Annotated in this window: 20 protein-coding genes; 8 read left to right on the top strand and 12 right to left on the bottom strand. The window is 72.7% G+C overall.

Annotated features, from left to right (window positions below):
* The first annotated feature begins 8 nt into the window (after positions 1-8).
* Together AB0316_RS03800 and AB0316_RS03795 are read left to right on the top strand one after the other, a co-directional pair.
* Complete coding sequence (locus AB0316_RS03800; RefSeq protein WP_366270591.1) at positions 9-1292, top strand: MBL fold metallo-hydrolase; 1284 nt, start codon at positions 9-11, stop codon at positions 1290-1292.
* A gap of 83 nt (positions 1293-1375) precedes the next feature.
* Entirely contained in the window at positions 1376-2476 is a 1101-nt protein-coding gene (locus AB0316_RS03795) for an MBL fold metallo-hydrolase (RefSeq protein ID WP_366270589.1), read from the top strand.
* A 27-nt stretch (positions 2477-2503) separates the two neighbouring features.
* Here AB0316_RS03795 and AB0316_RS03790 read toward each other — a convergent pair whose 3' ends face one another.
* The 4 genes from AB0316_RS03790 to AB0316_RS03775 all read right to left on the bottom strand — a co-directional run bounded on the left by AB0316_RS03790 (position 2504) and on the right by AB0316_RS03775 (position 7616).
* Positions 2504-3031: a GtrA family protein gene (locus AB0316_RS03790; RefSeq protein WP_366270588.1), complete on the bottom strand. Its 528-nt coding sequence runs from the start codon at positions 3029-3031 to the stop codon at positions 2504-2506.
* Between the two features lie 5 nt (positions 3032-3036).
* Positions 3037-5133 (bottom strand): glycosyltransferase family 39 protein, encoded by a 2097-nt coding sequence (locus AB0316_RS03785; protein WP_366270586.1) that lies wholly within the window; start codon positions 5131-5133, stop codon positions 3037-3039.
* A gap of 73 nt (positions 5134-5206) precedes the next feature.
* Positions 5207-6901 (bottom strand): HAMP domain-containing sensor histidine kinase, encoded by a 1695-nt coding sequence (locus tag AB0316_RS03780; RefSeq protein WP_366270585.1) that lies wholly within the window; start codon positions 6899-6901, stop codon positions 5207-5209.
* Entirely contained in the window at positions 6879-7616 is a 738-nt protein-coding gene (locus tag AB0316_RS03775; protein ID WP_366270584.1) for a response regulator transcription factor, read from the bottom strand. Before AB0316_RS03775 ends, AB0316_RS03780 begins: the two co-directional genes overlap by 23 nt.
* Before the next feature lie 136 nt (positions 7617-7752).
* Between AB0316_RS03775 and AB0316_RS03770 the strand changes: the two genes are divergently transcribed.
* On the top strand, positions 7753-8514 hold the full coding sequence (locus AB0316_RS03770) for a hypothetical protein (RefSeq protein WP_366270583.1): 762 nt from the start codon (positions 7753-7755) through the stop codon (positions 8512-8514).
* A gap of 38 nt (positions 8515-8552) precedes the next feature.
* On the opposite strand, the gene AB0316_RS03765 is transcribed toward AB0316_RS03770, so the two are convergent.
* Positions 8553-11927 (bottom strand): response regulator, encoded by a 3375-nt coding sequence (locus AB0316_RS03765; protein ID WP_366270581.1) that lies wholly within the window; start codon positions 11925-11927, stop codon positions 8553-8555.
* A gap of 164 nt (positions 11928-12091) precedes the next feature.
* On the opposite strand from AB0316_RS03765, the gene AB0316_RS03760 reads away from it, so the two are divergent.
* A complete protein-coding gene (locus tag AB0316_RS03760) occupies positions 12092-12841 on the top strand; it encodes a VIT family protein (RefSeq protein WP_366270580.1) in 750 nt (249 codons plus the stop codon).
* A gap of 271 nt (positions 12842-13112) precedes the next feature.
* On the top strand, positions 13113-15311 hold the full coding sequence (locus AB0316_RS03755) for a DEAD/DEAH box helicase (RefSeq protein ID WP_366270579.1): 2199 nt from the start codon (positions 13113-13115) through the stop codon (positions 15309-15311).
* A gap of 53 nt (positions 15312-15364) precedes the next feature.
* Here AB0316_RS03755 and AB0316_RS03750 read toward each other — a convergent pair whose 3' ends face one another.
* From AB0316_RS03750 to acsA, 5 genes are read right to left on the bottom strand one after another with little or no spacing between them, the layout of a single operon-like run.
* Positions 15365-15628: an acyl carrier protein gene (locus AB0316_RS03750; protein WP_366270578.1), complete on the bottom strand. Its 264-nt coding sequence runs from the start codon at positions 15626-15628 to the stop codon at positions 15365-15367.
* Positions 15629-15633: 5 nt separating this feature from the next.
* Entirely contained in the window at positions 15634-16902 is a 1269-nt protein-coding gene (locus AB0316_RS03745; protein ID WP_366270576.1) for a dihydrolipoamide acetyltransferase family protein, read from the bottom strand.
* Positions 16895-17941, bottom strand: a complete 1047-nt coding sequence (locus AB0316_RS03740) for an alpha-ketoacid dehydrogenase subunit beta (protein ID WP_366270574.1) — start codon at positions 17939-17941, stop codon at positions 16895-16897. The genes AB0316_RS03745 and AB0316_RS03740 overlap by 8 nt, the downstream gene beginning before the upstream one ends.
* Positions 17938-18951 carry a pyruvate dehydrogenase (acetyl-transferring) E1 component subunit alpha gene (gene pdhA, locus AB0316_RS03735; protein WP_366270572.1) on the bottom strand — a complete coding sequence of 338 codons (1014 nt, stop codon included), beginning with the start codon at positions 18949-18951 and terminating at the stop codon, positions 17938-17940. Before pdhA ends, AB0316_RS03740 begins: the two co-directional genes overlap by 4 nt.
* Complete coding sequence (acsA, locus tag AB0316_RS03730) at positions 18948-20786, bottom strand: acetate--CoA ligase (protein WP_366270571.1); 1839 nt, start codon at positions 20784-20786, stop codon at positions 18948-18950. The genes pdhA and acsA overlap by 4 nt, the downstream gene beginning before the upstream one ends.
* A 128-nt stretch (positions 20787-20914) precedes the next feature.
* On the opposite strand from acsA, the gene AB0316_RS03725 reads away from it, so the two are divergent.
* Positions 20915-21382 (top strand): Hsp20/alpha crystallin family protein, encoded by a 468-nt coding sequence (locus tag AB0316_RS03725; RefSeq protein WP_366270569.1) that lies wholly within the window; start codon positions 20915-20917, stop codon positions 21380-21382.
* 5 nt (positions 21383-21387) lie between these two features.
* Complete coding sequence (locus tag AB0316_RS03720; protein ID WP_366270566.1) at positions 21388-22449, top strand: zinc-dependent alcohol dehydrogenase family protein; 1062 nt, start codon at positions 21388-21390, stop codon at positions 22447-22449.
* 28 nt (positions 22450-22477) lie between these two features.
* Here the strand turns inward: AB0316_RS03720 and AB0316_RS03715 are convergent, their stop codons facing one another.
* A complete protein-coding gene (locus AB0316_RS03715) occupies positions 22478-24520 on the bottom strand; it encodes an NAD(+) synthase (protein WP_366270565.1) in 2043 nt (680 codons plus the stop codon).
* 128 nt (positions 24521-24648) lie between these two features.
* Here AB0316_RS03715 and AB0316_RS03710 point away from each other — a divergent pair, with 128 nt between their 5' ends.
* Positions 24649-25077, top strand: coding sequence for a pyridoxamine 5'-phosphate oxidase family protein (locus tag AB0316_RS03710; protein ID WP_366270563.1), 429 nt, complete (start codon positions 24649-24651; stop codon positions 25075-25077).
* Between the two features lie 117 nt (positions 25078-25194).
* Here AB0316_RS03710 and AB0316_RS03705 read toward each other — a convergent pair whose 3' ends face one another.
* Positions 25195-26388, bottom strand: coding sequence for a glycine C-acetyltransferase (locus AB0316_RS03705; RefSeq protein WP_366270562.1), 1194 nt, complete (start codon positions 26386-26388; stop codon positions 25195-25197).
* Between the last annotated feature and the right edge of the window lie 6 nt (positions 26389-26394).

Below are 26394 nucleotides of genomic sequence, written 5' to 3'. Positions count from 1 at the left end.
GACCGAGCGTGCGGACCCTCTCGTCCGTCATCGAGAAGGTCTCCTCCCGCAGCCGCTCACGGCAGTTCATCCGCGTCATGAACCGGATGGGTGCCTCGCCGGCCGCGATCCTGCCGTTCGTCAAGGACTCCCCCAACTTCACCAACCGCCGCTTCGAGGGCGAGGAGCCCTCCCTGCGCCCACGCCTCCGGGCCCAGACGAGCGCTCTCGTCGCCGCGGTACGCGTCGGCGAGCGGGGTGCGCCCGTGGGCACGGTGCCGGTCGTGCCTGCCGAGCCACCGGAGCGACCCGGTGAGCTCGCCGTCACCTGGTACGGCCACGCGACCAGCGTCGTCGAGATCGACGGGGCGCGTTTCCTCTTCGACCCCGTCTTCAGCGAGCGCGTCTCGCCGATCCGCCACGTCGGCCCCCGGCGCATGCATCCCGTCCCGGGCGCGATCGCCGACATCCCCACCATCGACGCCGTGCTCATCAGCCACGACCACTACGACCACCTGGACCAGCCCTCGATCGTCCGGCTCGAGGAGACCCACCGGCCGCACTACGTCGTGCCGCTCGGCGTCAACGCCCACCTGCTCGCCTGGGGCGTCCCGGCCGAGCGCATCACCGCGCTCGACTGGCGCGGCGAGACCGAGGTGGCCGGTATCCGCATCACCTGCACCGAGGCCCGGCACAACTCCGGGCGCGGGCTCGTCGACAGCCAGACGCTCTGGGCGGGGTGGGCGCTGCGCGGCCCGCGCCACAGCGCCTACTTCCCCGGCGACTCCGGCACGTCGAAGCGGTTCGCCGCCATCGGCGCCGACCTCGGCCCCTTCGACCTGACGCTGATGCCGGTCGGCGCCTACGACCCCTTCTGGCCCGACATCCACATGGACCCCGAGCAGGCCGTCGCGGCCCACCGGGACGTCAACCGGATCGGCGACGAGATGTACGCCCTCACCGAGGACGAGGCCGGCGTCGCCGACGACTTCCTCGAGGGTGACCAGCGCATCGATACCCCCGGCGGCACCTACGAGGAGGGCGAGCGCACCGAGACGACACGTACGACCCCGACCGCCGCGGGCGAGTCGCTCCTCGTGCCCGTCCACTGGGCCACCTTCAACCTGTCGATGCACTGGTGGGCCGAGCCCGTACGCCGGGTGCGCCGTGCCGCTGCCGAGGCGCGGGTCCCCGTGGCGTTCCCTCGCGTCGGGCAGCGCGTGGACCTCGGCGGCGGCGACGCGCAGGCCGTCGCGGCAGCGCACGCCGAGCCGTGGTGGGAGGAGTGCGCAGCCGCCGAGGACCGCGACTGAGCGAAGATGACAGGGGCCCGCGGCCGCCGCCACCCGTGGCGGCATCGCGACCCCGCCGCCACCGACCGAACCAGGAGAAGCCCGTGCAGCTCCCGATCCTGCGCCGGATGGGCGCCACCCCCTCGGCCGTGCGCTCGCGCGTGACCGCCTCGCCCAACTACCGCGACGGCGAGTTCCGCTCGCACGAGCCGACCCACGTCGTGGGGACGTCGGAGGCCGAGGGACCGCCCGGCAGCATGGCGATGACGATGCTGCGCGAGTTCGGCCGAGGCCGGCCGCGCGGCACCGTCCCGGTCGTGACGCCCCGGCACCCGCACGAGCCGGCCGACCTCGCCGTGACGTGGTACGGCCACGCCACGAGCGTGCTCGAGATCGACGGGCGCCGGTTCCTGCTCGACCCCGTCTTCGGCAACCGCGCCTCGCCGTCGGCGATCGCCGGCCCCAAGCGCCTGCACCCGGTCCCCGGCCGCATCGCCGAGATCCCGCGGCTCGACGCCGTCGTGATCAGCCACGACCACTACGACCACCTCGACGAGCCCTCGATCCGGCAGCTCGAGCGGACCCACCGGCCGCACTACGTCGTGCCGCTCGGCGTCGACGAGCACCTGCGCGCCTGGGGCGTGCCGGCCGGGCGCATCACCAGCCTGGACTGGCGCGAGGAGACCGAGATCTCCGGCATCCGCCTGACCTGCACCGAGGCCCGGCACTTCTCGGGCCGTGGCTTCGTGCGCAACCAGTCGCTCTGGGCCGCCTGGACCTTCCACGGGCCGCGCCACTCCGTCTTCTTCGGCGGTGACTCCGGTCCGACCCACCGCTACACCGCCATCGGCACCGACCTCGGGCCCTTCGACCTCACGATCATCCCGATCGGCGCCTACAGCGTGCACTGGCCCGACATCCACCTCGACCCGCAGCAGGCGATCGACGCCCACCTCGAGGTCAACCGGGGCGGCACCGACTCCGTGCTGCTGCCGATCCACTGGGCTACCTTCAACCTCGCCACGCACTGGTGGAGCGAGCCGATCCGCTGGGCGCGACGCGCGGCGGCAGCCCGCGGCGTCCGCCTGGTCTGCCCGCGCGTCGGCGCGCGGATCGAGCTGAGCGGCAACGACGTCGACGAGGTCGTCGCCTCCCACCAGGACCCCTGGTGGGAGGCCTGCGCCGCTCCCCTCGACAGCGACTGAACGCTCGCGCGAACCGTCGGACCGCCGTCAGCCGTCGCCCTCCGGGCTCTCGAGCACGCCCTCGATCGCGTATGCCGGCTCGTGGCGGTCCGTGGGTCCGCCGGGCGCCGCTGCGGTCGGCCCGCCAGAGGCCGGGGTCCGGAAGATCCAGCGGCGCATCGCGACGAAGCGCAGTGCGGTCGACAGCACGTTGGCCACGGCGACGACGCACGTCTGCGCCAGGGTGCCGGCACCGGGCACGAGCGCCCCGAGGACGGCGAGCGCGACGGTCGTGGCGGCATACGTGATCGCGAAGACGACGAGCGCCTGGCCGTGGTGTGCCACGAGCCGGCGGCGCCCCGTCACACCGAAGGTCCACGCCCGGTTGAGGGCCGTGTTGACGACGGTCGCGATGACGAGCGCGACCCCGTTGGCGAGCTGCGAGGGGGCACCGCCCCGCACCACGGCCGCGAAGAGGCCGAGGTGCAGGGCGGTGGAGAGCACTCCGACGCCGGCGAAGCGGACGAGCTGCTGGGAGAGTCGGCCCACGGTGGGTGCCGGAGTGCTGCTGGGCACGGTCGTCACTGGAGGGGTTGGGTCAGGTCGTAGAAGGTGGACCCGCCGATCGTCACCGGGGTGAAGTTCGCCTGCACCCACGAGCTGATCTCGGACGAGGAGCTGCTGCCGCCGTTCTGGTTGCCGAATCCCCTGCCGCCCGCGGCGAAGTAGTGGATCTGGCCGTTCGCGACGTACTGCTTGAACTGGTCGAGCGTGGGGCTCGGGTCGGAGCCGTTGAACCCACCGACGGCCATCACCGGGAGCTGTGTGCCGAGCTGCAGCCCGGCCGCGGTCTGGGAGCCGACCGCTGCGGCGACCCACGTGTACTTCTGCGCGTCGGTCGACAGGGCTGCCACGACGGCGGTGCTCGGGGTCGACGCGTCGAGCAGGCCGCCCACGCCGCCTCCTTGCCGGCCACCCCGGAAGCCGCCCGGCGCGCCGCCCTGGAACCCACCCGGGAAGCCACCCTGGGGCGCGCCCTGCTGACCGGTCTGCCCCTGCGGCCCCTGGCCACCGAAGGGCGCGCCACCGCGGAAGCCGCCACCTGGCCCACCACCGGGCCCGCGGCTGGAGCCGGCGGGGCCGGCCGTCACGATCGACCCGCTGTGGCCCTGGGCGGTGGTCGACACGGCATACGCGGCAGGTCCTGCGAGCCCCGCGACGAGCGCGCCGGCGAGCACGACCGGCACGGCCCGCAGGTGCAGCCACCGGACGAGGAGCAGCGGCAGCGCCGCGGCCACCCCGACGGCGAGCACCGAGATGCGCAGCCAGTCGCCGTAGGCCGTGGTGCGCGAGAGGAGGACGAAGGCCCAGACGGCGGCCGCTGCAGTCGCGGCCGCCAGCGCGACCGTCGCGACGGCGCTCGAGCGGCGCTCCCACGCCTCGACCGCACCCATGCCGACGAGGGCGCCGATCGCAGGCGCGAGGGCCACGGTGTAGTACTCGTGGAAGATGCCGGCCATGAAGGAGAAGACGAGCATCGTGACGACGAGCCAGCCGCCCCAGACGAGGTAGGCCGCACGGCGCAGGTCGGTGCGGGGGCGGCGACCGCGCAGCCACAGGCCGGCGGCGAGCAGGATCAGGGCGCTCGGGATCAGCCACGACACCTGGCCGCCGACGGTTGAGGAGAACATCCGGAAGAGCCCGGTCGAGCCCCACTGGCCGCCCGCGCCACCGGCCCCACCCGGGCCGCCCGCGCCTCCGACCGAGCCGGTCTCGTCGCCGCTGAGGCGGCCGAAGCCGTTGTAGCCGAAGGTCAGCTCGAGGAAGGAGTTGGTCTGGCTGCCGCCGATGTAGGGGCGGGCCGAGGCCGGGATGAGCTCGACGATCGCGACCCACCAGCCCGCTGAGAGCACCATGGCGCCGACCGCCAGCAGGGAGTGGACGATCCGCTTGCGCAGCGTGGTGGGCGCCGCGACGAGATAGGCGAGCCCGAAGAACGGCACGACGAGCAGCACCTGCAGGGTCTTGGTGAGGAAGCCGAGCCCGATGAAGACTCCGACGATCACCATCCACTTCGGCGAGGCCTGCTCGATCGCCTTCATCGTGGCCCACGCGCCGAGCGCCATGAGCAGCGTCAGCAGCGCGTCCGGGTTGTTGAAGGTGAACATCAGCGCCGCCACCGGGGTCAGCGCGAGGACCGCGCCGGCGATGAGGCCGGCCGCGGCGCCGAAGTGGCGCTTGACGCTCGTGTAGACGACACCGACCGTCGCGACCCCCATCAGGGCCTGCGGGAGCAGGATGGCGAAGGAGCTGAGGCCGAGGAGCCGCACCGACAGGGCCATCACCCAGAGGGAGGCCGGCGGCTTGTCGACGGTGATCGAGTTGGCGGCGTCGGAGCTGCCGAAGAAGAACGCCTTCCAGCTCTGGCTGCCGGCCTGGGCCGCTGCGGAGTAGAAGGAGTTGGCGTAGCCGCTCGCCGTGAGGTTCCACGTGTAGAGGGCCAGGGTGGCGAGCAGCAGGCCGAGGAGCGCCGGGCGCGCCCACGACGGGTCCGCCGTGGGCCCGCGCCACAGGCGCCGGACGAACGTCCGACGACCCGCGCGGGCGCGGGGCGGCTGCTGGGTCGAGGAGCGGGGGTCGGCCGCCGCGCCCGGGGAGGTGAGGGTCATCGTGTCCATGTCCCAACGGTCGAGCGCGCCTCTGTGCCCTCCCTATGACATGACTTTGGTCCGGGAATGAGCACTACGCGCGTCAGGAGGCGGCAGGCAGCAACAGCGAGAAGGTGGTGTCGCCCGGCCGGCTGTCGAGCTCGACCCGGCCCCCATGCGCCTTGCTGACGGCCGCGACGATCGACAGGCCCAGACCGGTGCTGCCCTTGGCCCGGTTGCGGGCGTCGTCGCCGCGCGCGAACCGCTCGAAGACGTTCGGCTGCAGCGACTCCGGGACGCCGGGGCCGTCGTCGTGGACGGCTACGCGTACCCAGTCACCCTCCGGCCGCACGGAGGTCGTGACCCGGGTGCCGTCGGGGGTGTGCGTGCGCGCGTTGGCCAGCAAGTTGGTGACCACTTGGTGCAGGCGCGGGCCGTCCCCCTTCACCTCCACCGGCTCGGGCGGCAGGTCGAGGTCCCAGTGGTGGCCCGGCGAGGCTGCGTGGGCATCGCTGACGGCGTTGATGACGAGCATCGACATGTCGACCGGAGCCTCCTCGAGGGGGCGGCCGGCGTCCAGGCGGGCGAGCAGGAGCAGGTCCTCGACGAGCGAGCCCATCCGGTCGGCCTCGGACTCGATGCGGCCCATCGCATGGGTCACCGTCGCCGGCACGGCGTTCGGCTCGCGACGGGACAGCTCGGCATACCCCTTGATCGACGCGAGGGGCGTGCGCAGCTCGTGGGAGGCGTCGGCGACGAACTGGCGCACCCGCTGCTCGCTCTGGTGCCGGGCGTTGAGTGCCTCGTCGACGTGGTCGAGCATCTCGTTGAAGGCGGCGCCGACCTGGCCCACCTCGGTGCGCCGGTCGGTGTCGGCGGGGTCGACCCGCTCGGCGATGGCCACCGAGCCAGAGGCGAGCGGTGTCTGCGAGACCTTGGTGGCCGTGGTCGCCAGGCGACGCAGCGGCTCGAGGTTGCGGCGCACCAGCCACGTGCCGAGGACCGCCACGAGCACGATGCCGGCGACCACCGCCGAGATGGCGACGAGGATCATGCGCGAGATCGTGTGGTTCAGCGGTCCGGTGGGCAGGCCCACGACGACGGTGCCGATGGTCGGTATGCCGTTGACCTGCACCGGGGCGCGGGCCGCCATGACGCGGTACTCGCCGACGTTGCCGCCGAGGTCGATCGTCGTGGGGTCCGAGCCGATGCCGGCGCCCTGCAGCTGGGCGAGCTGGGTCGTGCTCAGGGCGGCCGTCTGGTTGCCCGAGGTCGTCGCCACGCCCTGGGCGACCGGGTCGATGACGGCGATCAGCCCCTCGCTGCCCGGGCCGCGTCCGTGGTCGTCGGAGCTGGGCGGGCGGAACCGCCCGTCGCCGTCGGGTCGCGGCGGCGAGAGGGTCTGCCGCAGCTGGTCATCGACCTGACCGACGAGGTAGCGGTCGAGGGCCACGATGGTCGACACGCCGGTGGCCAGGCTCAGCACGGTGAAGAGGGCGAGCATCGAGGCGACGAGCTTGGCGCGCAGCGGCCACGCCGACCAGGGCCTCACCCGCTCCCGCGCAGCCGTCCACCGCTCGCGCAGCGAATGCCTTGCGGTCCCGGGGGACGCGCCCGGTGCGGATGACCCGCTGGCCGGCGACACGGCATACGGCGCCGGCTCGTCGAGGACGTCAGGGTCGTCACTCAACCCGACCCCGTCGCGGAAGAGGTTGGCGGCGCTGGAGCCGTCGTCCTCGGGCAGGTCGGCAGGGTCCGGACGGTCGACGGAAGCGTCAGACGGCCGGCTTGAGGACATACCCCGCCCCTCGCATGGTGTGGATCATCGGCTCGCGGCCGGCGTCGATCTTCTTGCGCAGGTAGGAGATGTAGAGCTCGACGACGTTGGCCTGGCCGCCGAAGTCGTAGTTCCAGACGCGGTCGAGGATCTGCGCCTTGGACAGCACCCGCTTCGGGTTGCGCATCAGGTAGCGGAGCAGCTCGAACTCCGTCGCGGTCAGGCGGATCTCCTCGCCGCCGCGCATCACCTCGTGGCTGTCCTCGTCGAGCGTCAGGTCGCCGACGACGAGCATCGAGTCAGAGGACGAGACCGCGACAGTGGTGCGGCGCATCAGGGCGCGGACGCGGGCCACGACCTCCTCGAGCGAGAAGGGCTTGGTGACGTAGTCGTCGCCGCCGGCCGTCAGCCCCGAGACGCGGTCCTCGACGGCGTCCTTGGCGGTGAGGAAGAGGACCGGCACGTTGCTGTTGTCGGCGCGCATCCGCCGCAGCACTTCGAGCCCGTCGAAGTCGGGGAGCATCATGTCGAGGACGACCGCGTCGGGGTCGAACTCGCGAGCGACCCGGACGGCCTCCATCCCGGTGCCGGCAGACCGGACCTCCCAGCCCTCGTAGCGCAGGGCCATCCCGAGCAGCTCGGTGAGGTTGGCCTCGTCGTCGACCACGAGCACCCGCACCGGGGAGCCGTCGAGTCGCTGCAGTCGCGCTGTTGCCGGCTTGGTCTTCTCGCTCATGGTCCCAGTGAAACCCGACGCCCTGTGCCGCCGCCAGTGGCTTCCTGTGCGAATCCTGTGTAGTCATCGCCACAGTCCCAGCACGCCGACGGCTGTGCCACAGCGCGTGCACAGGCACGGGTCCGAGCGTGACTGCATGAGCAACGAGTCCCTGCCCCAGGAGCCCCTGGGCCCGACCCAGCGGCCGAGGTCCGGGCTCCCGCAGTTCGACCCCGCCGCGCCAAGCGGCGCACGCACGGGCGACACCCAGCTGCTGCCCTCCGCCTGGGCCTCCCACACCGACGAGCCGCCCGTGGCACCGCCGGCGGCGCCGTACGCGTATGCCGCCGCGCCGGCCTCCGCGTCCACCCCCGCTCCCAGCGCGGCCGGGGGACACGGCCGACGCTGGAGTGGGCGCAGGACCGCCTTGGTCGCCGCCACCGCCCTGGCGCTGGCGACCGTGGGGGCGGTCGGGGCCGCGGCTGCCATGCGGCAGGGCGCAGTCGGCGACGACGGCGGCTTCGGGGGTCGGGGTGGCTTCGGCGGTCTCGGCGGGCACCACGGCTTCCGCTTCCAGGGCGGCCAGCAGAACCCGAACGGCTTCCCGGGCGGCCTCGGTCAGCAGAACCAGCAGGGTCAGCAGAACCAGCAGGGCACGCTGCCGCAGCAGCTGCCGAACCTGCAGGGCGGCGGCGACTCGGGGTCGGGCCTGGGCGGTCTCGACCCCAACCAGCTGGGCCAGCTCACCCCGCAGCAGCTGCTCCAGCAGCTCCAGCAGCTGGGGCGAGACGGCCAGGGCTTCGACCCCGACCACGACGGCCTCGGGCAGGGCGGCGCCGGAGGCGACTCCGGCAGCTCGGGTGGCCAAGGCGGGTCGGGAGGCGGCTCGAGCTCGTCCGGCGGCGTGCGCACCACCTGATCGCACCCCCGGACTCCAAGCATCGGAAGGCGTCAGGATTACCGGAGCGCTGCCCCGTAGGCCTCCAGCGCCTGCGTGGCCCGATCCACCTCGGCGGCCACCCGGTCCATGAGCGCGTCGTCGGCCAGACGCCCGTCGCTGCCGAGGTCCTCGACCTGTTTGCACACCGCGGCCAGGGTCACCGCCCCGAGGTTGGACGCCGACCCCTTCAGGCCGTGCGCGACCCGCCCCTGGCTCTCGGCATCACCCGCGCGGTGGGCGGCCCTCAGGTCGTCCAGCCGCTGGCGCGCCCCGGACCCGAAGCGGTCGATGAACCGCAGCAGCATGGACGGGTCGCCCGGCTCGAGGTCCCGCAGCTCGGCGAGCCGCGCCGCGTCGAGCACCTCGGGATCGACCTCCGGACCCGCCTCGGAGACCACCTCCGTGTCCACCGCCGTGTCCACCGCCTTGTCCACCTCTGCGCCGCCGTCCGGCCCTGCCTTGCCGTCCGAGCCGCCCTCCACCGACCGGCCGCCGTCCGTCGCAGCCGGGCTCGCGACCGCACCGGACGGGACCCAGCGCTGGAGCGTCGAGGCGAGCAGGGCCACGTCGATGGGCTTGGTGAGGAAGTCGTCCATCCCGGCCTGCAGGCAGCGCTCCCGCTCCCCCGCGATCGCCGAGGCGGTCATCGCGATGACCGGGACCCTGCGCCCCGGCGGCTCGTGCGCCCGGATGGCCCGGGTCGCGGCGTAGCCGTCCATGCGCGGCATCTGGCAGTCCATGAGCACCGCCACCACGTCGGCGCCGTGGCCGCGGTAGGCAGCGACTCCCTCGAGCCCGTTCGCCGCAAGGCGCACCGTGTAGCCGAGGCTCTCGAGAACGCCCTGCGCCACGAGCTGGTTGACCTCGTTGTCCTCCACGACGAGGACCGTCCCCAGCGCGCCGTCGGTCCGAGTCGCGGCCAGTGGCGCCACACCCACCACGACCCGCTCACCGCCCGCCGGCCCAGGGCCATCGGCACGCCCGTCACCAGCACCGGCGGGTCCGCGGGATGCCAGGTGGCGACCCGCCACGTCGGACATCGCGTCGAAGAGTCCCGACGGCATGACAGGCGCGGTCAGCACGGCGTCGACACCGGCGCCGGTCAGCAAGGACGCGTCGGGAGGCGGCAGCTTCGCGCAGACGAGCACCACGCGTACGCCCTCGAAGCGCTCGTCGGAGCGGATCATCCGCGCGACCTGCAGGGCCGCGTCGCCCGTGTCGGGGTCGTCGAGCAGCACGACGTCGAGCGGTCGGCCGCTGCCGTGCGCCCGGTCGAGCTGGACGAGGCCCTCGACGCCGGTGGCGGCGGTCGTGACCTGCACGGACCACGCGGCCAGCTGCTCCTCGAGTCGCTCCCGGTGGGTGGAGCCCGCCCCCACGACGAGGGCGCGCAGCCCGGAGACGGATGCCGCGTAGGCTGCCCCGCGCCCGGGCACGACGGTCGTGGCCGGCTCGAAGGCAGCGGTGAACCAGAAGGTGGCGCCCTGCCCCGGCTCGCTCTCCACGCCGATGCGGCCGCCGAGGGCGGTGACGATCTGCCGGCTGATCGCCAGGCCCAGGCCGGTGCCGCCGTACTGACGCGTGGTCGACGAGTCGCCCTGCGTGAAGGAGCGGAAGAGCCGCGAGCGCACCTCCGGGGTGATGCCCGTGCCGGTGTCGCGCACCTCGACCCGCAGGACGGGGCCCGAGCTCGAGTCTTCCTCGGTTGCGCCTCGCTCGATTTCGAGGTGCACGACGACGCTGCCGGAGTCGGTGAACTTCACGGCGTTGGCGGTGAGGTTGGCGACCACTTGGCCGAAGCGCACCGGGTCGCCGGAGACGAGCGCGGGCACGTCCGGGCCGTGGGTCACCGACAGGTCGAGCGACTTGGCGCGGGACCGCTCGGCGAGCAGGCCGACGCTGCCCTCGAGCACCGCGGTCGGGTCGAAGTCGACCGACTCGAGCTCGAGCCGGCCCGCCTCGATCTTCGACAGGTCGAGGATGTCGTTGACGAGCGCGAGCAGGACGCGTCCGGCCTGGTCGATGCCGTCGGAGAGGCGCCGCTGGTGGGCGCTCAGCTCGGTGCGGCCGAGCAGCTCGGCCAGGCCGATGACGCCGTTGAGCGGGGTGCGGATCTCGTGGCTCATCGTGGCCAGGAACTGCGACTTGGCCCGGGAGGCCTCCTCGGCGGCGTCGCGCGCCTGCGCAAGGTGCTCGGCGGTGCGCTCACGGTCGGCGACCCGGGCGAAGAGGGTCGTGATCTGGTCGATCGCCGCCACGTCCGACTCGCCGGGCGGCGAAGCCGTCCGCATGTCGAGGACGACGACGCAGGCCACCCGGTCGTGGGCCACGACCGGGACCGCCAGGATCAAGGTCCCGTCGGACGACGGCTCGACGACGACGGCCCGATCCCGTGCGGCCCGGGTGGCGAGTGCCATTCCCGTCTCGACCGGCAGGAGGCTGGTCTCGACACCCTCGGGCGGCAGCATCGGCTCGCCCAGCCCGCTGTCGACACCGAGGCACGCGAGGACGGGTCGCCACGTGGTGTGCCGGGCGATCTGCTCGAGCACCACGGGCAGCGCCTCGTCGAGGGTGGCCGCCTCGTTGGCGGCCGTCGCCATGGCGGTCACCATCGCGAGCGCCACCTCCGCGTCCTTGCGCTGCGTGATGTCCTGGGTCGTGCCGCCCATGCGCACCGGGCGCCCGTCGGGGTCGCGCGTCACGCGGCCCCGGCCCCGGATCCACCGCGTCTCGCCGTCGGCCCGCACCAGCCTCGCCTCGAACTCGAACGAGTCCTCCGAGTCGAGCGCCGCCCGGATGGTGCGGGTCACCTCGGGCCGGTCGTCGGGATGGATCCGGCCGATGAACGCCTCGACGGTCGGCATGGCCTCCGTGGGGGCGAGTCCGTAGATGCGGGAGAGCTCGGCGGACCACGACACCTCGTCGTTGACGACGTCCCACTCCCAGCTGCCGACGTGCGCGATCGCCTGGGCCTCGGCGAGCTGGTCGAGCAGCCGGCGTTGCGCGCTGTGCTCGCTGACCCGGTGCATCCACCCCCGCCGGACCCCCGCCTCGTCGACGAGCGGGGTGTGCGACACCAGGGCCCAGAACCGGTTGCCGCGGGAGTCGAGGAGGCTGCACTCGAGGTTGTCGCCCGGCGTGCCCTCGGTCGCGAGGTCGTCGAGGTGCTGGCGGAACTGCAGCTTGCCGACGTCGTCGACGGCCTCGAACACCGAGAAGCCCACCATGTCGTCCGGGTCTCGGCCGAGCATCCGGGCCATGCGACCGTTCGCGAAGGTCGTGCGCCCGTGCTCGTCGAAGACCCACAGCCCGTCGGGCGAGGCAGCGACCATCCACCGGAAGAGATCGTCCTCTCCTGGCTGGCTGCCGCGCACGCCCCGAACGTCGGACATGTGACGATCCTTGCGTATGCCGGGGGCTGCCGCCCGCATACGACGCCCCGTTTTCGTCGGGGCCGGGGGGACGCGCCTGCTCAGGACAGCCTCACCTTTGGTGACAGCCGATGAGGGGGGTGCGACGATCGGACCATCCCCCAGATGTCGATCGGAGCACAGCCATGACCGAGGTCCGCGCCTCAGGCGACCCCAGCCCGTCGCTCGGCACCGAACCCGCCGAGGAGCCGCACGGTGCAGGGGTGGGCAGCCGACTCAACTGGCTGCGGGCCGGGGTACTCGGGGCCAACGACGGCATCGTCTCGACGGCGGGCGTCGTCGTCGGCTTCGCGAGCGCGACGAGCGACAAGGGCGCCATCGTGCTGGCCGGCATCGCGGCCCTGTCGGCCGGAGCCATGTCGATGGCGACCGGTGAGTACGTCTCCGTCAGCACCCAGCGCGACTCCGAGCGCGCACTCATCGAGCTCGAGACGCGGGAGCTGCGCGAGGACCCCGAGGGCGAGCTCGAGGAGCTGACCCGGATCTACGAGGCCAAGGGCATGCGCCGCGAGCTCGCCGCCGAGGTGGCCCGCGAGCTGACCGCCCACGACGCCCTCGGCGCGCACGCCGAGGCCGAGCTCGGCATCGACCCCGACGACCTGACGAACCCGTGGCACGCCGCCGGCGCCTCGATGCTCGCGTTCGTCGTCGGGGCGGTCCTGCCGCTGCTCACCATCACCTTCAGCCCCGCCTCGACGCGCATCCTCGTCACGGTCGTCAGCGTCGCCGCGGCGCTGGTCCTGACCGGCTGGGTCAGCGCCCGCCTCGGGCGCAGCCCGGTGCCGCGCGCCGTCCTGCGCAACGTCGGCGGCGGCCTGCTGGCGATGGGCGTCACCTACGCCATCGGGGACCTCGTGGGCGTCCACCTGGGCTGAGCCGGCCCCACGGCCCGGCGGCGCGCCCGGTGGGCCCACACGGCATACGGCCCGACCTGCCTCCCGCGGGCTGTAGAGTCGTGGTGTCCCACCGCCCTTCTTCAGGCGCACCCGCCGGTCCGGCGCACGGGACACGGGGCGCGCGATGGCGCGTCCACCGGGACTCGAGCGGAGTCCGCCGCCACACCGAGCCAGCGTGCCACTGGATCACCAGCTCACGGGCTCGTCGTGGGAAGCCCCGCTCCACGTCCGCCGCGTCATCAGGAGGAACATGGCAACGCGCGTCCGCCGCCGTCCGACCGACGGTCTGGACAACAAGCAGGACCAGAGACAGGGACAGGCCTCGCGGCAGCGCAAGGCGAGCCCTCGCAAGGACGACCCCGCGCCGCTCATCCCCGTGCTCGCGCGCCGGGTCCGCGAGGTGGAGGCCCGTGTCTCGAGCAAGGGCAAGGCGAGCCCGACGAACCGCACCAAGTTCCTCGTCGTGGCGCTGCTGATGCGCTCGGAGCGCTCCCGCGTCCGCGAGGACGCCTCGCTCACCTCCGCCACCCGGGCCGACCTGCTCAAGCGCCTCGACGGGATCGCCACGATCCTGGCCCAGGTCGCCGCCCGCGACACCAGCCTGCTCACCCTGCTCGACGCGAACGCGAAGCCCGGTCCTGCTGCCCAGCAGATGCGCCGCGACTGGCTCCTCGAGTCGGGAGCCGAGCTCGCCGAGGAGGACCTCGTCATCACGGCGCCCGAGCCGGCCCGGCCGGTCGTCCCGCCGCAGATCGCCGCGCGGCAGGTCCTGCCGCAGTCCGTGCCCTCCCGGGCCCTCGCCAACCCGTTCATCACCCCCGACCTGACGCGCAGTCGCGACGAGTACCTCCCCGGCCGCCTCGCCGGCTGGGACCTGCTGAGCCCGCTCTACCGCGCCTTCGAGCAGGGGGCCGGCGGCGAGTCGGCCTCGATGGAGCTGCCGCCGAAGCCGGAGATCGACCGGTTCTCGCCGCCGGGGTCTCAGCTCATGGTCCACCAGTCTCGGTTCCTGCAGAGCGTGCAGGAGGGGCACCGCACGTTCCTGCTCGCCGACGAGCCGGGCCTCGGCAAGACCGCGCAGTCGGTCATGGCCGCTTCCATCGCGAACGCCTACCCGATGCTCGCCGTCGTGCCCAACGTCGTGAAGATCAACTGGGCCCGCGAGGTCCAGCGGTGGACGCCGCAGCGCCGCGTCACCGTCATCCACGGCGACGGCAACGACGTCGACGCCTTCGCCGACGTCTTCGTCGTCAACTACGAGATCCTCGACCGGCACTTCGGCTGGCTCTCCAGCTTCGGCTTCCGCTCGATGGTGGTCGACGAGGCGCACTTCATCAAGAACCTCACGTCGCAGCGGTCCCAGGAGGTGCTCGCCCTCGCCGACCGCCTCCGCGAGGGCACGCCCGGGGGCAACCCGCTGCTCATCGCCCTGACCGGGACGCCGCTGATCAACGACGTCAAGGACTTCGACGCGATCTGGCGCTTCCTCGGCTGGGTCAAGGACGGCAAGCCGTCGGCCGAGATCGTGCGCCGTCTCGACGAGACGGGCTACACCCCCGCCGACCGCGCCTTCTACCCCGAGGCCAGGCGGGCTGTCATCGACATGGGGATGGTGCGCCGCCGCAAGGTCGACGTCGCCAAGGACCTGCCCGACAAGCGGATCGCCGACATCACCGTCGAGCTCGACGACGACCTGGGCCGCTCGATCCGCGAGGCCGAGCGCGCGCTCGGACGCCGCCTTGCCGAGCGCTACCGGGCCCTGCTCGCCTCTGGCGAGGGCCACGAGGAGGACGGCGAGCCCGACACCGGTCTCATGCGGCGCGTGGCTGCCGCCGAGCTGCGGTCGGCCTCGCCCGACAAGGGCGGCGACAACGTCTTCTCCCTCGTGCGCCGCATCGGCCAGGCCAAGGCGACGCTGGCAGCCGACTACGCCGCCCAGCTGTCGCACTCGGTCGGCAAGGTGGTCTTCTTCGCCAAGCACATCGACGTCATGGACGCCGCCGAGAGCGTGCTCGCCTCGGCCGGGCTGCGCACCGTGTCGGTGCGCGGCGAGCAGACCTCGAAGCAGCGGCAGGAGGCCATCGACGCGTTCCAGAAGGACCCGGAGGTGGCCGTCGCCGTCTGCTCCCTGACCGCGGCCGGTGTCGGCCTCAACCTGCACGCGGCCTCCAACGTCGTGCTCGCGGAGCTGTCGTGGACTGCCGCCGAGCAGCAGCAGGCCATCGACCGGGTGCACCGCATCGGCCAGGACGAGCCGGTGACCGCTTGGCGCATCCTCGCCTCGGGCACCATCGACTCGAAGATCGCCGAGCTCATCGACGCCAAGCAGGGCCTGGCCGCGCGAGCCCTCGACGGCAGCGACGAGGACGTCACGGCCGGCGACACCCTCCAGCTCGAGGCCCTCGTCGAGCTGCTGCGCAAGGCCCTGACGCAGGTCGGCGCCCGCTGAGCCGAGCCGCGGTCTGACGGCTCAGCGGCCGACGGGCTGCGCGGCTCAGGGACTCAGCGGCTCGCTGCTGCCGAGCCGCGGGCCAGGAACGCGGTCGCGGAGTCGATGGTGCGCAGCTGGTCTGCGTCGTCGTCCTCGATGCGGAAGCCGGCGCGCTTGCCGAGCCGCTCGACGAGCTCGACGAAGTCGAGGGAGTCCAGCTCGAAGGTCTCGCGCAGGTCGGTGCTGCCGCCCAGCCCCTCGAGGCTCGCGTCCGGCACGATCTCGCGCAGGACGGCCTGGAGCATCGCCCTCGGGCTCTCGGTCATCTCGGTCATTCCTCTCAGAGCTCCTCTGGCGCCTGCAGCAGCCGGTCGATGGTCTTGAGCAGCCGCGACCCGGTCGAGCCGTCGGTGGCCCGGTGGTCCCCGGCGAGAGTCACGGTGACGACCGGACGGACGCCGAGCAGCCCGTCCACGGCCCACGGCCTGTCGACGACGGCGCCGAAGCCGACGAGTGCGACCTGCGGCGGGTAGATGACGCCGAGCACGCTCTCGACCCCCTGGTCGCCGAGGTTGCTCACCGAGATGCTCGGCTGGGCCAGGTCCGAGCCGCGCAGCCGGCCCGCTCGCGCCCGACGCGTCAGCTCCTTCGTGCGGGCCATCATCTCCTCGACGGAGAGGCGGTCGGCCCCCGCGATGACGGGCACGAGCAGGCCGCCGCTGCGCAGCGACAGGATGAGGCCGAGGTCGACATCCGTCGCCGGCCGGAAGCCGCCGTCGGCCCAGTGGCCGTTGAGCTCGGGCACGGCGCGCACCGCCCGGGCGGCCGCCGCGAGCAGCAGTGCCGCCGGCACGAGGCGCTCGGACATCTCCAGCTCGCGGTTGCGCTCCTTCATCCACCGGATGGCGCGGTCGAGGTCGACGGTGTGCGTGAGGTGGTAGTGCGGGATCTCCCGGTTGGACACCGTCATCAGGGCCGCGATGCTGCTGCGCATGTCGGCCGCAGGGCGCTCGGCGACCGGGGACACGGCGGGCGGTTGCGTGGCGCGCGGGGCGGTCGCCTGCTCCGCCTCCCGCACCACCGCCGGGTGCGTATGCCGTGTGGCCCGGCGCACGTCCTCGGCCCGGACCACGCCGCCGAGTCCCGTCCCTCTGACGGTGGCGAGGTCGATGCCCTCCTCCTCCGCGATCCGGCGCGCCAGGGGCGAGACCCTCACTCGGGTCGGGGCTGCCCCGCCGTTCGGGTGCCCGACCAGGGGTGGGGCCGACGCCACCGTCGGCTCGGCCGCCACCGGCTCGGGTGCCACCGGCTCGGGTGCCACCGGCTCGGCGGTCATCGGTTCGGACGTCACCGCAGGTTCGGCTGCTGCACCCGCTCCTGCCCCGAGCGTTGCAAGCGGCGTGCCGACCGGTACCTTCTGGCCCTCCTCGACGAGCAGCTCCTGCACCGTCCCGGAGTCGAAGCACTCCACCTCGACGGTCGACTTCGGCGTCTCGACGACCGCGACGATGTCGCCGCGGTGCACCGGGTCGCCGACCTTGACGAGCCACTCGACGAGCTTGCCCGACTCCATGTCGGCGCCGAGCGAGGGCATCCGGAACTCAGCCACGGCGGCCCACCGCTCGCCGGGCTGCGTCCGCGATGTCGGCTGCCTGCGGCAGCGCCGCCTCCTCGAGGTGGTGGGCGTAGGGCACCGGCACCTCGACGCCGCAGACCCGCTCGACCGGTGCGTCGAGGTCGTAGAAGGCCTGCTCGGTGATCCGCGCCGACACCTCGGCGGCGAGGCTGCCGCTGCGCCAGGCCTCGTCCACGACGACGACGCGGTGCGTGCGCCGGACCGAGTCGAGGACCGTCGCGTCGTCGAGCGGGCGCAGCACCCTCAAATCGACGACCTCGGCCGAGATCCCCTCTCCCCACAGCGTGTCCGCGGCGGCGAGCGCCTTGCCGAGCCCACCGGCATACGCGATGACGGTGACGTCGGTGCCGCTCCGGCGGACGGCGGCGCTCGAGATGTCCACGGGCGCCGGCTCGGCGGGCAGCGTGCCCGAGAGGTTGTAGAGCGAGCCGTGCTCGAAGATCAGGACCGGGTCGGGGTCGGCTAGGGCCGGCGCGAGCATGCCGCGCGCGTCCTCGAGCGTGGCGGGGGCCAGCACGCGCACACCGGGGATCGCGGCATACCAGCCCTCCAGGCTGTGCGAGTGCTGCGCCGCGAGCTGGCGCCCCGCCCCGGTGGTCATCCGGATGACGAGCGGCACCGACAGCTGGCCGCCCGACATGTGCCGCAGGGTCGCCGCGTTGTCGAGGATCTGGTCGAGCGCGAGCAGGCTGAAGTTGACCGTCATGATCTCGACGATCGGCCGCAGGCCCCGCAGCGCCGCCCCGATGCCGGCACCGGTGAAGCCGGCCTCCGACAGGGGCGCGTCGCGCACCCGCTCCTCGCCGAACTCCTCGAGCAGCCCGAGGCTGACCGCGAAGGAGCCGCCGTAGCGGCCGACGTCCTCGCCCATCAGGAAGACCCGCGGGTCGCCGGCGAGCGCCTCCCGGTGAGCCTCTCGCAGCGCCTCGCGGTAGGTCGTCGTGACCTCACTGGGCGGCTGCGCCTCGGGTGCCGGCGCCGGCCGCTCCCTCGTCGTCGTGGGCCTGTTCACGAGATCGCCTCGATCCTGCCCGGTTCGTCCTCGCGCGTGGTCACGTAGCGGGTCAGGTCCTCGACCGGCTCGAGCGGGGCGGCGTCGGCCGAGGCGATGGCCGCGGCGATCTCGGCCTCGACCTCCTGCTCCACCTGCTCCTGCCACCGGTCGAGGTCGGTGGCGGTCATGAGCCCCTCGGCCAGGAGCCGGGCCCGGAGCGCCGGGATGGGGTCGCGCTCCTTCCAGCGCTCGACCTCCGCCTTCTCTCGGTAGCGGTCAGGGTCGTACATCGAGTGCGCGCGGAAGCGGTAGGTCTGCAGCTCGAGGAAGCACGGCCGCCCGCTGGCGCGCACGTAGGCCAGCGCCCGCTCGGTCGCCTCGCGGACCGCGAGGACATCCATCCCGTCGACCGACCACGCGACCATGCCGTATGCCGCCGCGCGGGTCGTGAGGTCGGTGACGGCGTGCTCCCGGGCCAGGGCGGTGCCCATCGCGTAGCGGTTGTTCTCGCAGCAGAAGAGGACCGGCAGGTGCCAGAGCGCCGCGAGATTGGCGCTCTCGTGGAACTCGCCCTCGGCGAAGGCTCCGTCGCCGAAGAGGCAGGCGGTGACGGCGGAGTCGCCCGTCAGGTGGTCGGCGAGGCCGAGCCCCACGGCGACGGGCAGGCCACCGGCCACGATGGCGTTGCCGCCGTAGAAGCGGCGCGAGACGTCGAAGAGGTGCATCGAGCCGCCACGGCCACCGCTGCAGCCGGTCGCGCGCCCGAACATCTCGGCCATCACCGACTCCATCGGCACCCCGCGCGCGAGCGCGTGGCCGTGCTCGCGGTAGGTCGAGACGATCGCGTCCGCCTCCGAGAGCGCACCGACGACCCCGACCGCGACCGCCTCCTCGCCGATGCACAGGTGCAGGAAGCCACGGATCCGGCTCAGGCTGTAGAGCTCGGCGCACTTCTCCTCGAAGCGGCGGATCCGCAGCATCTCGCGCAGCAGCGCCGTGTAGAGCTCGAGGAACAGCTCGCGGGTCATGACGACCGCTCCGCGCTGGTCTCCGTAGTCTCGACGGTGGAGAGGTCGCCCTCCGGCAGGCCGAGCTCGCGGGCCCGGAGCAGCCGGCGCATCACCTTGCCGCTGCGGGTGTGCGGGAGCGCCTGGTCGAAGGCGATCTCGCGCGGCGCGACCGAGCCGAGCCGGTGCCGGCCGAAGGCGACGAGCTCGCGGGCGAGCGCCGGGCTCGGCTCGTAGCCGACCTTGAGCGTGACGAAGGCCTTGACGACCTCACCGGCGAGCGGGTCGGGCTTGCCGATGACACCGGCCTCGGCGACGGCGGGGTGCTCCATCAGGGCGCTCTCGACCTCGAAGGGCCCGATGAGGTGCCCGGCGGACTTGATGACGTCGTCGGCGCGCCCGACGAACCACACGTAGCCGTCCGCGTCGATCCTGGCCAGGTCACCGCTGAGGTACCACCCGTCGGCGAACGCCTTGGCGTAGCGGTCGGGGTCATCGAGGTAGGCGCGGAACATCGAGGGCCAGCCGGGGCGCAGCGCGAGCTCCCCGACCTCCCCCGGCCCGAGCACCCGCACCCGGCCCTCGACCACCTCGGCGCGCCCGTCGGGCCCCTGCGCGAGGACGGCGACGTCGACCCCGGGGACGGGTCGTCCCATCGAGCCCGGGCGCACCGGCATACCCGGGAAGTTGCTCACCATGATGGCGCCGGTCTCGGTCTGCCACCACGTGTCGTGGACGGGCAGGCCGAACGCCTCGAGCCCCCACACGACGGCCTCGGGATTGAGCGGCTCGCCGACGCTGACGACGTGGCGCAGCGCCGGGAAGGAGTGCTCGCGCGCCAACTGGGCCCCGGCACGCATCAGCATCCGCAGCGCGGTCGGGGCGGTGTAGAAGACCGTCACCCGCTCGTCCTGCAGGATCCGGTACCACCGCCGCGCGTCGAAGTCGGCGGCGTCGGTGACGATCGTGACGCCGCAGCTGAGCGGCCCGAGGACGCCGTAGGAGGTGCCGGTGACCCAGCCGGGGTCGGCGGTGCACCAGTAGACGTCGCCGGGTCGCAGGTCGAGCGCGAACTCCGCGGTGACGTGGTGGGCGAGGATCGCCTCGTGCACGTGCACGGCGCCCTTGGGCCGGCCGGTCGTGCCGCTCGTGAAGTGCAGCAGCGCCGGGTCGTCGGCGTGGGTGGGCGCGACGGCGAACGTCGCCGGGTCGTATGCCGCCTCGCCGGCTGCCAGCGCCGCCGACCACGCCGTCGTGCCCTCGAGAGCGTCAGGGGCGCCGGGTCGACCGGCGTCGATGAGGAGCACGTGCTGCAGGTCCGGCAGTGAGTCTCGCTGCGGGGCGACCTTGCGCGCGTAGGACAGCGCGTCGGTGACGAGCACGCGCACGCGTCCGAGCCGCAGCCGCTGTGCGACGGGCTCGGGCCCGAAGGCGGGGAAGAGCGGGCAGTAGACGGCGCCGGCCTTGAGGGTGCCGAGGACGGTGAGGTAGAGCTCGGGCGAGCGCGGCAGCAGCGTGCAGACCCGGTCCCCGGGCCGGACTCCCAGCTGTCGCAGGGCGGTCGCGACGACGTCGCTGCGCTCACCCAGCTGCCGGTAGGTCAGCTCGGTCGTCGGCGCGGCCCGGTCGAGGAAGCGGATCGCGACGGTGTCGGCGAGGGGACCGTGGGCATGCCGGTCGACGGCCTCGTGCGCCATGTTGAGGTGGCCCTCGGCGTCGCCCTCGAGCCACTCGCGCGCGGCCTCCCAGCTGAAGGCCCGCCGCCGTGTCGCGTAGTCGCCGACGAGCGGCGGCAGAGCCGGGACGTGCTCGATCTGCTGGTCGCGGGCGCTGCCCTGAACTGCCATCTCGGCCATGGCTTCACGGTCCCGCGCGTTGGTCCCGGCAGGTAGGGACCAACGGCCCTGTCTGGCCCCGACGGGCCCGGCGTCCACTGGATGAGGTGCCGCACAGGCGTTGCGGCCGACACCAGGAGGAGGAGCACATGACCACGAACACTGGCGCGCAGGCCCCCGAGCGTCGTTCCGTGCAGCGGCGCGAGGAGCTGTCCCCGTGGAGCGAGCTGGCGCCGTGGGCCGGCCGGATGCAGGACTTCTTCGAGCAGATGTGGTCCCCGGTCATGGGCAGCAGCGACTTCGCGCCCGGTGGCGAGCTGCGCGAGACCGACGACGCGTTCACGCTCGAGCTCGACGTGCCCGGCGTCGACAAGAAGGACATCACCATCGAGTTCTCCGGCCGCCGGCTCAGCGTGCGCGGCACGAAGACGACCGAGAAGGAGGGCAAGGGCACCCTGCGGCACACCACGCGTACGTCGGGCTCCTTCGCCTACGAGGCGATCCTGCCGGTCGCGGTCGACGAGAAGGCGGTCGCGGCCACCCTCTCCGACGGGGTGCTCGTCGTGACGATGCCCAAGGCCGGCGAGGCCAAGACGACGCACGTAGAGATCAGCTGAGCACCATGGCCGGGAACGGGTCCTCGATGCACGCGGTGGTCTACCACGGCCCGGGCCGCAAGTCGTGGGAGGAGGTGCCCAAGCCCGTCGTCGAGGACGACACGGACGCCGTCGTCAAGGTCGACACGGTCACCATCTGCGGCACGGACCTGCACATCCTCAAGGGCGACGTGGCCGCGGTGACCGACGGTCGGATCCTCGGCCACGAGGCGGTCGGCACCGTCGAGTCGGTCGGACCCGGCGTCAAGAACGTCCGGCCCGGCGACCACGTGCTCGTCTCGTGCATCACCGCGTGCGGTGCCTGCCGCTACTGCCGGGATGGCAGCTACGGCCAGTGCATCGGCGGTGGCGGCTGGATCCTCGGCCACAAGATCGACGGCACGCAGGCGGAGTACGTGCGGGTTCCTTTCGCGGACACCTCGACGTATGCCGTGCCGGAAGGTGTGACTGACGAGGAAGTACTCATGCTCGCCGACATCGGGCCCACGGGCTACGAGGTCGGTGTGCTGAACGGCCGGGTCTCCCCCGGTGACGTCGTAGCGGTGGTGGGCGCCGGCCCGGTCGGGCTCTCCGCCATCATGGGTGCCAAGCTCTTCAGTCCGTCCCACGTCGTGGCCATCGACCTGGCCGATGCCCGACTGGAAGCCGCCAAGCAGTTCGGCGCCGACATCACGGTGAACCCCTCCCGCGAGGACGCCCTCGAGGTCGTGCGCAGCCTCACCGAAGGCCTGGGTGCCGACGTCACGGTCGAGGCGGTCGGGGTGGCGGCGACGTTCGAGCAGTGCGCCGAGCTCGTCCGCCCGGGAGGGCGGGTCGCCAACGTCGGCGTGCACGGCGGTCCGGCCTCGCTGCACCTCGAGGACCTCTGGATCAAGAACGTCACCATCACGACTGGGCTCGTCGACACCTACTCCACGCCGACGCTGCTCCGGCTGCTCGCCACCCACCAGGTGGACCTGGCCCGGTTCGTGACCCACCGTTTCGCGATGGCCGACTTCATGAAGGCCTACGACGCCTTCGCACAGGCCGCGGACACCGGCGCCCTGAAGGTGGTCCTCACGAGCTGAACCATGACACCGCGGCCGGCAGCGCGGCTCACTCCTCGGGGACGTTGGCCTCCAGCTCACTCAGCCACGTCACGGGGGTCGCGTCGGACGGCATGCGCCAGTCACCACGGGGCGAGAGCGAGCCGCCCGCGACGACCTTCGGTCCGTTGGGCAGCGCGGAGCGCTTGAACTGGTTGGCGAAGAAGCGCCGCACGAACACCTCGAGCCAGTGCCGGATCTCGGGGAGGTCGTATGCCGTCCGCTCTGCCAGCGGGTAGCCCGCGGGCCAGTCGCCCGCCTCGCTGTCCCGCCACGCGTTCCACGCGAGGTAGGCGATCTTCGACGGGCGGTAGCCCCGGCGCAGCACGTGGAAGAGCGTGAAGTCCTGCAGGGCGTACGGGCCGATCTTGGCCTGAGTGCTCTGCGGGGTGTCGCCCTCCTCGACGGGGACCAGCTCCGGGGAGATCTCCGTGCCGAGGATCGAGGTCAGCGTCTCGTTGACGGGCTCCTCGAACTGGCCGGACGAGACGACCCAGCGGATGAGGTGCTGCATCAGCGTCTTGGGCACCCCGGTGTTGATGCCGTAGTGGCTCATCTGGTCGCCGACGCCGTAGGTGCACCAGCCGAGCGCCAGCTCGGAGAGGTCGCCGGTGCCGAGGACGATGCCGCCGCGCTGGTTGGCGATGCGGAAGAGGTAGTCGTAGCGCAGGCCGGCCTGGACGTTCTCGAAGGTGACGTCGTAGACCTTCTCCCCGCGCCCGAACGGGTGGCCCATCGCCTGGAGCATCTGCGTGGCGGCCGGGCGGATGTCGAGCTCCTCCCACGTGACGTCGAGCGCCTCCATCAGGGCGATCGCGTTGGTCTTCGTGTGGTGGCTCGTGGCGAAGCCCGGCATCGTGAAGGCGAGGATGTCGCTGCGGGGGCGGTCGAGCCGGTCCATCGCCTTGGCCGCGACGATGAGGGCGTGCGTGCTGTCGAGACCGCCGCTCACACCGATGACGATCTTCGGCTGACCGATGGCCCGCAGCCGCTGCTCGAGACCGGAGACCTGGATGTTGTACGCCTCGTAGCAGTCGAGCGCGAGGCGGCTCTCGTCGTCGGGGACGAACGGGAAGCGGTCGACCTTGCGCAGCAGGCCGAGGTCGCCGGTGGGCGGGTCGAGCTCGAGCTCGACGGTGCGGAAGCCGTCGGCGCGGACGGCGTGGGTGCGACGGTTGTCGTCGAAGGTGCCCATGCGCTTGCGCTCCTGGCGCAGCAGGTCGAGGTCGATGTCGACGACCGAGGCGCGGGCGCCGTCGGGGAAGCGCTCGCTCTCGGCGAGCAGCGCGCCGTTCTCGTAGACCATCGTCATGCCGTCCCACGACAGGTCGGTCGAGCTCTCGCCCTCACCTGCCGCGGCATACAGGTAGGCGGCGACGCAGCGCGCGGACGCGCTCCGGGCGAGGAGGTGCCGGTCCTCGGCCCGGGCGACGGTGATGGGCGAGCCGGACAGGTTGGTCAGGACGGTCGCGCCGGCGAGCGCCGCCTCGGCGCTCGGCGGGACGGGCACCCAGAAGTCCTCGCAGACCTCGACATGGAGCACGAAGCCGGGCACGTCGGTGGCGCGGAAGAGCAGGTCGGGTCCGAACGGCACCCGGTCGCCGGCGACGTCGATGGTCTGGCCGCGCTGGTCGTCACCGGGCGCGAAGTGGCGCCGCTCGTAGAACTCGCGGTAGGTCGGCAGGTAGGACTTGGGAGCCACCCCGAGGATGCGGCCGCGGTGGATGACGACGGCGCAGTTGTAGACGCGGTTGCCCTTCTCGAGCGGCGCCCCCACGACGACGACCGGCCGCAGGTCGGCGGTCGCCTCGGCGAGGCGGGCCAGGGCGTCGTCGACGGCGTCGAGGAGCGGGTCCTGCAGGAAGAGGTCGTCGATGGCGTAGCCGGAGAGGCACAGCTCCGGGAAGAGCGCGAGGCCCACGCCCTCCTCGTCGAGCTCGCGCACCTGGGCCAGGACGGCGTCGGCGTTGCGCTCGGGGTCGACGGCGACGATCGGCACGGTGCACGCGGCGACGCGGGCGAAGCCCTGGGCCCAGGAGCTGTAGAAGTCCATGGGGCACAGTCAATCGCACGAGGGCCTGTGACGCGGGACTCGCCGTCGTCCCCTCCCGGCCCGATGCCGCCCTTACTACCATTGGTAGTAGGAGGGCGGGAGCCCGACGAATGCTCGAGGAGGTCACCATGTCCGACCGCGACCCGGTCCACGTCCTGCACCCAGACGAAGCCTGGGGTTTCCTGCGCGAGCACGAGTTCGGCCGCCTGGGCTTCCACCTCGTGGGCGAGGTGCACATCGTGCCGATCAACTACGCCGTCGACGGCGAGCGCCTCGTCTTCATGACCGCCGAGGGCAGCAAGCTCTTCGGGGTGACCGCCAACACCGACGTCGCCTTCGAGGTCGACGAGATCACCCAGGAGCGCGCGACGAGCGTCATCGTCCGCGGACACGCCCGAACGCTCGAGGGGCAGGCGGCCTACGTCGTCGAGCGGCTGCCCGTGCGTCCGTGGGTCGACACCCCGAAGTCGGTCGTCGTGGCGATCGAGGTCGAGGAGATCTCGGGCCGGCGCTTCGACCTGACCCGGCCCTGGCTGCGCGACCTCCCCGCCGGCTGACCGTCAGGGGTGCGGCTTCGCCCCAGGAGTGCGCGTGCGGCCCAGGAGTGCGCGCTGCAACGCGCACTCCTGGGTCGGCGGTGCACTCCTGCTCCGGCCGGCGCGCCGCTCTGAGCCTCAGCCGACGGCGTCCCGGGCGGCGACGAACGCGTCGACGCACGCGCGTACGTCGGCCTCGGAGTGCGCGGCCGAGAGCTGCACGCGGATGCGGGCCTTGCCACGGGGCACGACCGGGAAGCTGAAGGCGATCACGTAGACGCCGTTGCCGAGCATGTGGTCGGCGATCTCGGCGGCGCGGCGGGCGCCGTCCTCGCCGGGGAACATGACCGGGCGGATCGGGTGCGTGCCGGGCAGCAGCTCGAAGCCGGCGTCGGTCATGAGCGAGTGGAAGAGCGCGGTGTTGGCCTTGAGGGCCTCGCGCTTCTCGGCCGAGCTCTCGACGAGCTCGAGCGCGGCCATCGAGCCGGCCACCACCGAGGGCGCGACCGAGTTGCTGAACAGGTAGGGCCGCGACCGCTGGCGCAGCAGGTCGACGATCTCCTGGTGGCTCGACACGTAGCCGCCGGAGGCGCCGCCGAGCGCCTTGCCCAGCGTGCCGGTGAGGATGTCGACGCGGTCCATGACCCCGAAGAGCTCGGGCGTGCCCCGGCCGCCGTTGCCGACGAACCCGACGGCGTGGGAGTCGTCCACGAAGACGAGCGCGCCGAACTCGTCGGCCAGGTTGCAGATCCGGTCGAGCGGGGCGTACGACCCGTCCATCGAGAAGACGCCGTCGGTGACCACGACCGTGCGCTTGGCACCGGCGTCGCGGGCCGCCACGAGCTGGGCATGCAGGTCGCTCATGTCGGCGTTCTTGTAGCGGTAGCGCATCGCCTTGGACAGCCGGATGCCGTCGATGATCGAGGCGTGGTTGAGCTCGTCGCTGATGATCGCGTCCTCGGCGCCGAAGAGCACCTCGAAGACCCCGCCGTTGGCGTCGAAGCACGACGAGTAGAGGATCGTCGCCTCGGTGCCGAGGAACTCGCTGATCTTGTGCTCGAGCGAGGTGTGCAGGGTCTGGGTGCCGCAGATGAAGCGCACCGAGGCCATGCCGAAGCCCCACTCGTCGAGCGCCTTCTTCGAGGCCTCGATGACGCCCGGGTCGTCGGCCAGGCCCAGGTAGTTGTTGGCGCAGAAGTTCAGCGCCTCCGCCTTGAGCGTCGTGACGTGCGCCGACTGCGGCGAGGTCAGCTCGCGCTCGTTCTTGTAGAGGCCGGCGTCGCGGATCTCCTGCAGGGTGGCGGCGATCTCGTCCTTGACCGATCCGTACATGGTTCG

The sequence above is a fragment of the Terrabacter sp. NPDC080008 genome (assembly GCF_040702505.1).
Classification (GTDB): Bacteria; Actinomycetota; Actinomycetes; order Actinomycetales; family Dermatophilaceae; genus Terrabacter.
This window is presented reverse-complemented; position numbering and strand designations above follow the sequence as displayed.